At 66.4% G+C, this 2795-nt stretch carries 3 protein-coding genes; 1 reads left to right on the plus strand and 2 read right to left on the minus strand.

Annotated elements, in window-relative coordinates:
- Both ABEL04_RS10995 and ABEL04_RS11000 read right to left on the minus strand, forming a co-directional pair.
- Positions 1 to 518 (minus strand): A/G-specific adenine glycosylase (locus ABEL04_RS10995; RefSeq protein WP_375802441.1); only part of this gene is annotated, 518 nt, incomplete at its 3' end.
- Between the two features lie 40 nt (positions 519 to 558).
- The gene (locus ABEL04_RS11000; RefSeq protein WP_375802442.1) at positions 559 to 756 is read right to left on the minus strand and encodes a hypothetical protein; all 198 of its coding nucleotides are present in this window, start codon (positions 754 to 756) and stop codon (positions 559 to 561) included.
- 333 nt (positions 757 to 1089) lie between these two features.
- Between ABEL04_RS11000 and ABEL04_RS11005 the strand changes: the two genes are divergently transcribed.
- Positions 1090 to 2787, plus strand: a complete 1698-nt coding sequence (locus tag ABEL04_RS11005) for an outer membrane protein assembly factor (protein ID WP_375802443.1) — start codon at positions 1090 to 1092, stop codon at positions 2785 to 2787.
- Positions 2788 to 2795 lie beyond the last annotated feature (8 nt).

Raw genomic sequence — 2795 nt, forward strand, 5'->3', positions numbered from 1 at the left:
AGGTGGCGCTGTGCCGTACTGGTAGTGGCGTCCTCTTCCACGGCAAACACGCGGGACAGCACACGGGTGACATTGCCGTCGAGGACGGCGTGGGGCTTCTGGTAGGCAATGGACAGCACGGCGGCCGCCGTGTAGGGGCCGACGCCTTTCAAGTCCTTGATGGCGTCCATGGTGTCGGGGACCGTACCGTCGTGCTCGTCGACGACGTGCTGGGCGGCCTCGTGGAGGTGGCGGGCCCGGGCGTAGAAGCCGAGACCCTCCCAGTGCTTTAGGACCTCGTCACGGTCGGCCGCAGCGAGGGCCTCGACGGTCGGAAAAGCCTCCAGGAAGCGGTGGTAGTAGTCGCGCACCGTGTCGACCCGCGTCTGCTGCAGCATAATTTCCGCGACCCAGATGCGGTACGGATCGTCCGTCTCGCGCCAGGGCATCGAGCGCTTGTGTTCGTCGTACCAGTCCAAGAGGTCCTGGCGGAAGGCCGTGTACTGGTGGTTGGTGGGGGAGAGGGTGTCGAGAGACACAGCAAGCAGAGAGTGGTGAACGAAACGGCAGGGGCGAGCGCTACGACGGGAGGTCGATCCGGAGGACGAGGGTATCGGGGGGAGGGGTGCGGTGGCGGGCGTGGAGAAGCACCGTGTGCGTCCCCGGCTCTGCCCCCTGGGGAATCCAGGTGAACGACCGTCCGGCGACGCCGCTCAGTGCGGGACCCTTGAGGAGAACGTAGCGCTCAACCGGGCGCTCGGCCAGGGAGGAGGGCAAGGTGAGGAGGAGAGGGGTGTCCGGTTCGGCAGTTACACGCAGCGTATCTGCCGGCAGCGACCGGACCGAGGCCGACAGTGCAACCCCTCGCCGTGTCGCAGGTTCGTATGACCCGGAGGATCCCACCCTCGGGCCTCCGGACAAGGCGAGGAGCCCAAGCGCGAGAAGCACAGCGGCGCAGCGCACGAACGTCATCGAGCAGGGGGCGCGATGAAAAAGGACCCACGACACGTGATATACCCGGCGGCCGGGACCGTGTTGCTCGTCCTGGTCGTTTTCCTGGGAGGAAGAGGCATACAGCCTGTACGAGCGCAGGGACAGGGAACCGCCGGGATGAGCGCACCGGCAGTCCAGTGGCGGCTCGTCCTTGACGGTGAGCGCGCCGACTGGCCGACGACCAAGCCCACAGCGTCCATCGACAGCCTGCAGGTCGTAGGGCAACGTCTCCTGAGTCAGCTCCGGCAGGCTGGACACTATTACGCGACCCTCGACTCGGCAGTCGTGGACACGAGTGCGCAGCCGGCGTCGGTGCGAATCTATGCGCACCGCGGACCGAAAGTGCGGATCGAGACTCTCCGAATTAAGGGCACAAGTGCGATGCCGAGTCGGAGATTGCGCGGCCTGATGGACACGGATCAGGGGGAGCTCTTGCGCCCAGACCGACTTGAAGCCGACATTCAGGCCCTCCTGGACCGGTACGAAGACGCCGGGTACCCGCTCGCGCAGATTCGTGTGGCCGAGACGCGCCTCTCCACCGACGATGGGCCGGCCCTCCAGGTCACCTTGCGGGTGAGCGAAGGCCCCAAGCTGTGGCTGAAGCGCATCGACGTGCCCAACGACGCCCGGACGTCTCCCGAGCTTCTGGCCCGCCTCGCCGGCCTGGAAATAGGACAGCCCCTGCGCAGCTATGATCCGGCGGCGCTCCGGCGACGTCTTCAAAACAAGCCCCTTTTCCGGAAGGTGGGGGCTCCGAAGCTGCGAGTCGGCGCCGACGGTGGAGCCGTGCTGCGGGTCCCGATCGAAGAGTCCTCTCCAGGGGCGTTTGACTTCGTGCTGGGGTACCTTCCTCCGTCCCGCACCCGCGACTCCGGACAGCTTGTGGGCAACGGGCACCTCCTGCTGAAGAACATCTTCGGCGGGGGACGGACGGCAGAATTTACCCTCGATCGTCGACCCGGACGAACGAGCGTCTTCGACGTTGCCGTGTCGGACCCGTATCTGCTCGGGCTTCCACTGCGAGCGGAGGGACAGTTTCGGGGGGAGCAGCGCGACTCGACGTACAACGAGCAAACCTACAGCTTCGAGATCGGCTACCGTCTCGGAGGGGGCGTCGAGATTACGGGGTCACTGAACCGCGAGGTCGTCCGGCCCGGCCCTGCCGGTGCACGCCTCCGCAACGACCGCCAGCGGATCCCGCGCTCGACCACCTTTTTCTACGGGGTTGGCGTACGCTACCAAGCGATCGACCGCCCCCAAAATCCCCGGCAGGGCGTTTCAGTCGACCTTCAGCTTTCGCAGGGCCGGAAGCGGCGCCGGGTCCGCCGCGTCGTTCCCGGTGGGGACACGACGCGCACCACTAGCTCCGTTCGGCAAGAGCGCCTCCACGCTCGCGTCAGGGCATATCTTCCACTCGCTGTCCGGCAAGTAATCGCTGTAGGGGGGGAAGGAGCCATCCTCCTTAGTCCCGACGGCATTCGAGACCGGAGTGATCTCTTCCGACTCGGGGGCGCCGCGTCGCTCCGGGGATACAACGAGGATCGCTTCCTGGGAAATGTCGTAGCCCGTGGGCTTGCCGAGTACCGATTTCAGTTTGACCCTGGCTCGTACGCCTACGCGTTCGTCGACCTCGGCTACGTGGCCCGGCCCGCTCTCGGTTCCACGTCGGCCGCGCACGGCTGGCACCCAGGCTACGGCGTCGGCGTTCGGCTCCGGACGGCCATCGGGCGAATTACCACTACGTACGCCCTCAATCCGAACGTGCAGAGCCCGTCGAACGGCCGCGTCCACCTGGGCCTCTCAGTCGGGCTTTGAGGGAGCCC

This window comes from Salinibacter sp., from assembly GCF_042218895.1.
GTDB lineage: Bacteria > Bacteroidota > Rhodothermia > Rhodothermales > Salinibacteraceae > Salinibacter.

Coding starts and splice junctions, on each gene's coding strand:
- ABEL04_RS11005 (WP_375802443.1), top strand. CDS start 1,090: ATGAGCGCACCGGCAGTCCAGTGGCGGCTCGTCCTTGACGGTGAGCGC.